Consider the following 3,524-nt stretch of genomic DNA (forward strand, 5'->3'; position numbering starts at 1 on the left):
GACAGCCACCTGCAAATCGACGGCCAGCGTGAAGAAACCATCACTGGCAACAGCGTCTCGGTGCTCAAGGGCGAAGACCAACGCACCGTGACCGGGGATCGCAAAGTGCAACTCAACGCCAACGACTTTCGCCTCGTGGGCGTCAGCAGCCACACCACCGTGGGTGTGGCGATGGCTGTCGAGGCCGGCATGGAAGTCACGGTCAAGGCCGGCGCCCATGTGGTGTTGTCGGCCGGCGCCTGCATCTCGCTGATGGCCGGCGGCCAACACCTGCTTGTGAGTGCGACCGGGATTTACGTCAGTTCACCGATCTTACTCGGCGGCGTGCCGATACCGGGGACGGCGGCGTTACCTGCCATCACCTCAGACGTCGCGCCGCTGACAGCCGCCGTGCTCACCCCCACCCAAATCAACAGCCTCAAGCGCAACGCACCTTTCTGCGAAGAGTGCGAAAAATGCAAAGGAGGCGTGTGTGATATCTGAATTCCTCAACCCACAGCAATGGCTGACAGATAACCCGCTGCGTCCCGGCGAACGCCTGTACGCCGTGATCAGTTCAGCAAGCGATGCCGACCCGCTCGCCGCCTGCCGTCAACGGGGCGGGATCGAGCCCCCCATCGCGCTGTGGGCCGAAACGCCTTATGCCGATTGGCTGCCCGTCATGCCTTATTTGCTGAGCCTGACGCCTGACAGCGGATGTCTACAGTGGGTCGCCGAAACCGACGCTGACGATTGGGGTTGGCTGGCCGTGTCAACGGCCGCCCCTGAGCACATTGCCGCACATCTGCGCGGCCTGACCCTCGTCCTGATGCCCGCCAACGAAGCCGTGTTTTTGAGGTTTTGGGACGGCCGCCACTGGCTGCCCATCCTTCAGCACTTGGGCACTGCGGCCAGCGATGTTCTACCGGTGTTTGATCGTTACTGGGTCAACGGCCAGCCCGTGGTGGTAGGCCAGGGTGCAGCGCTGCCGGCTCAACCATTCCCTTGGTGGGAAGTCCCCCAAGACCTGCTCAACACCTTGGCCGAAAAGGATTTCAACACCGTGATCGACAACTTGATGCAGTGGCTTAAAGAAACGCAGGCCGAGCTGTACGCATCGATGAGCGAGTCCCGCCTGCGGCAAAAGGTTGAGCATTTCGTGCAGCGCTCATCGCCTTCACAACATAAAGACAGCGGGCTTTTGCTGGCTCATGTGCAGCAAGAGGCTTACCCATGATCCCCATTATTCTGGGCAGCATGTATCTGTCCATCAGTGCCACCCAGCCTGACCTCAAGGAGGTTCTGAACGAACTGACACATTGCCTTGAAGGCTACCGGGACCATGCTGACGCTTGGTACGGCGGCATGCTCGACGTAGAACAACAGTTTCGTGTCGGCAATGAAGTGATCACACGCGACAAGGACAGCAGAGCGCCGGTGGTGTTTTATGCCCAATGTCAGCGGGACGCCAAGCTGACCTTGGTCCACGCCTTCGAAGCCGCGCGTTTCGTGCCCATTGGTAATACCCGCGTGCGTTTGGTGCCTGAGGGTGGCGGCCCAGAAATCGACACCTTCATTGATGCCTCCGGTATCAAGCGGGTCGAGGGTTGCCTGCCCAACCAGAAATACCAAATTACCTTTTACCCGCAGATCACGCCCGAACAGATCGATGCCTTTTACGACTCCTACAAGACCGTGCTCAACGATCTCAGCAGTTGGCTCGGCACCCAGTGGGACACTGAATATTTATCACGCTGGCAAGCCCATCAACAGGCCGATGTACTGGGCCGCTTCAGCATGGAAATACACGCCCAGTGGGACGGCCTGATCAATGCGCTGCTGGCCGTGTGGGATGACATCACCGGCTTCTTCACATTGATAAGCCACCCGCAAGAGAACTACGAAAAGCTAAAAAAATTCCTCACCGAAGAACAATTCAACCTGCTGTTGAATGCCTCCCAAGAGTCTCTGGAAACAGCGTTATTGATTGCCAGTGATGAGCTAATGATGTGGTGCTACTTTTCGGCCATGATTGCCTGGCTGAAGCTTTTACCGCCGCCCATTCGCAGCGAAATACAGGCGCAGCTCACCAGCGGAGTGCTGATCGCTATCGTGTTGGCAGTGGTGACGCGTGGTATTAGCCCTGCCATACGCCTCGCCCTCAAGGGCGCCAACAAGGCCGTCGAAGCTACCAAAGCGATGGCACTGCTAGAGGACTTTGTCGAGCTGCTGATGCGCACCAGCAAAGCGCGCTCCGCCCCTCATGCCGTGGCAGGCAAACCCATTTTGCTACAGGGTGAAGGTCGCCTAAATTCAGGGTTGAAGGCTGACCTAGACATAAAACCGCAGAACGAACTAGGCGCTGCCAAAAGCATTCCTGACGGCACCGTACTGGCTCGCAGCAAACCCCAAGCAAAAACCTCCTTGGAACTCGTCCAGCACGTCGACGACGCCCCCGCTCAATCCAGAACCCCCAACGACCACGCTGCCGAATCGGCCAAAGATACCCAAACCAACGGCTGCCCGGTGTCGATGGTCACCGGCGAAGAACTCCTCACCCTGACCGATGGCGTGCTCGACGGCGCATTGCCACTGGAGTGGACGCGCCTGTACCGCACCAGCGCGGTCGACATAAACGGCGACTTGGGATTCGGTTGGAGCCACACCCTGTCCCATCGCCTGCAACGTGATGGCGACGAACTGCTATGGACCGATCACGAAAACCGCCAGACCCGCTTTCCGCAGCCCAGCGCCCAACGCCCGGCCATCACCAATAGCCTGGCCAAGGCCGCGATTTACCTGGGCGACAAAGACGAACTGATCCTCGCTCAAGCCGGTAAAAACAGCCGCTTCTACCACTTCAAAGACCTGCAACTGTCCGCCATCAGCGACGCCTACGGCAATCGCCTGAAAATCACCTACAAGGACGGCCGCCTGCACCGCATCGACAACGGCGCACATCGCGCCTTGCTGTTGCGCTATGCCCACGGTCGCCTGTGCGCGGTGGACTACCAGCAATACGATGAAAGCCGTGAATTTGCCGAGCGCTCAAACGATCACCACGCCAAACACCGCGTGCACCTTGAACGCTGGACCACCCTGCACACGCAGGTCACCTACCGCTACAACGACGCAGGCCAACTGATCAGTGCCAGCAACGCGCTGCAAGAAACCGAGCACTACCGTTACGACGCGCAACACGTCATTCAAGAACGCCAACTGGCCGGTGGCGCGGCGTTTTACTGGCAATGGCAACACGCGGGCAAGCAGGCACGTTGCATTCGTCACTGGGCCAATTTTGGGCAGATGGACGCCACGTACGAATGGGATGACAACGGCGCCGTCACCGTCAAAAACCGTGACGGCAGTCAGCAAATCTACGTGCACGACGACAACGCCCGGCTGGTTAGGCAAATCGACCCCGACGGCGCAGAACACCACAAAGCCTACGACGACAAAGGCCGCCTGATCGCCGAAAAGGACCCGCTCGGCGCTGTCACTGAATACCAGTACAACGAAGCCGGGCAACTCACCGCGCTGATTCC

General features: G+C 59.1%; 2 protein-coding genes and 1 pseudogene. All 3 read left to right on the forward strand.

Features of this window, described 5'->3' with window-relative positions; translation table 11 throughout:
- Positions 1 to 483 (forward strand): annotated as a pseudogene (locus B347_RS25360) (type VI secretion system tip protein VgrG); the annotation flags it as partial.
- Positions 473 to 1,216 (forward strand): DUF4123 domain-containing protein, encoded by a 744-nt coding sequence (locus B347_RS0123955; RefSeq protein ID WP_019412229.1) that lies wholly within the window; start codon positions 473 to 475, stop codon positions 1,214 to 1,216. The pseudogene B347_RS25360 and the gene B347_RS0123955, both read left to right, overlap by 11 nt.
- Positions 1,213 to 3,524, forward strand: a 2,312-nt coding sequence (locus tag B347_RS0123960; protein WP_019412230.1) for an RHS repeat domain-containing protein, incomplete at its 3' end; no start/stop codon positions are given. The genes B347_RS0123955 and B347_RS0123960, both read left to right, overlap by 4 nt.

The sequence above is a fragment of the Pseudomonas psychrophila HA-4 genome (assembly GCF_000282975.1).
GTDB lineage: Bacteria > Pseudomonadota > Gammaproteobacteria > Pseudomonadales > Pseudomonadaceae > Aquipseudomonas > Aquipseudomonas psychrophila_A.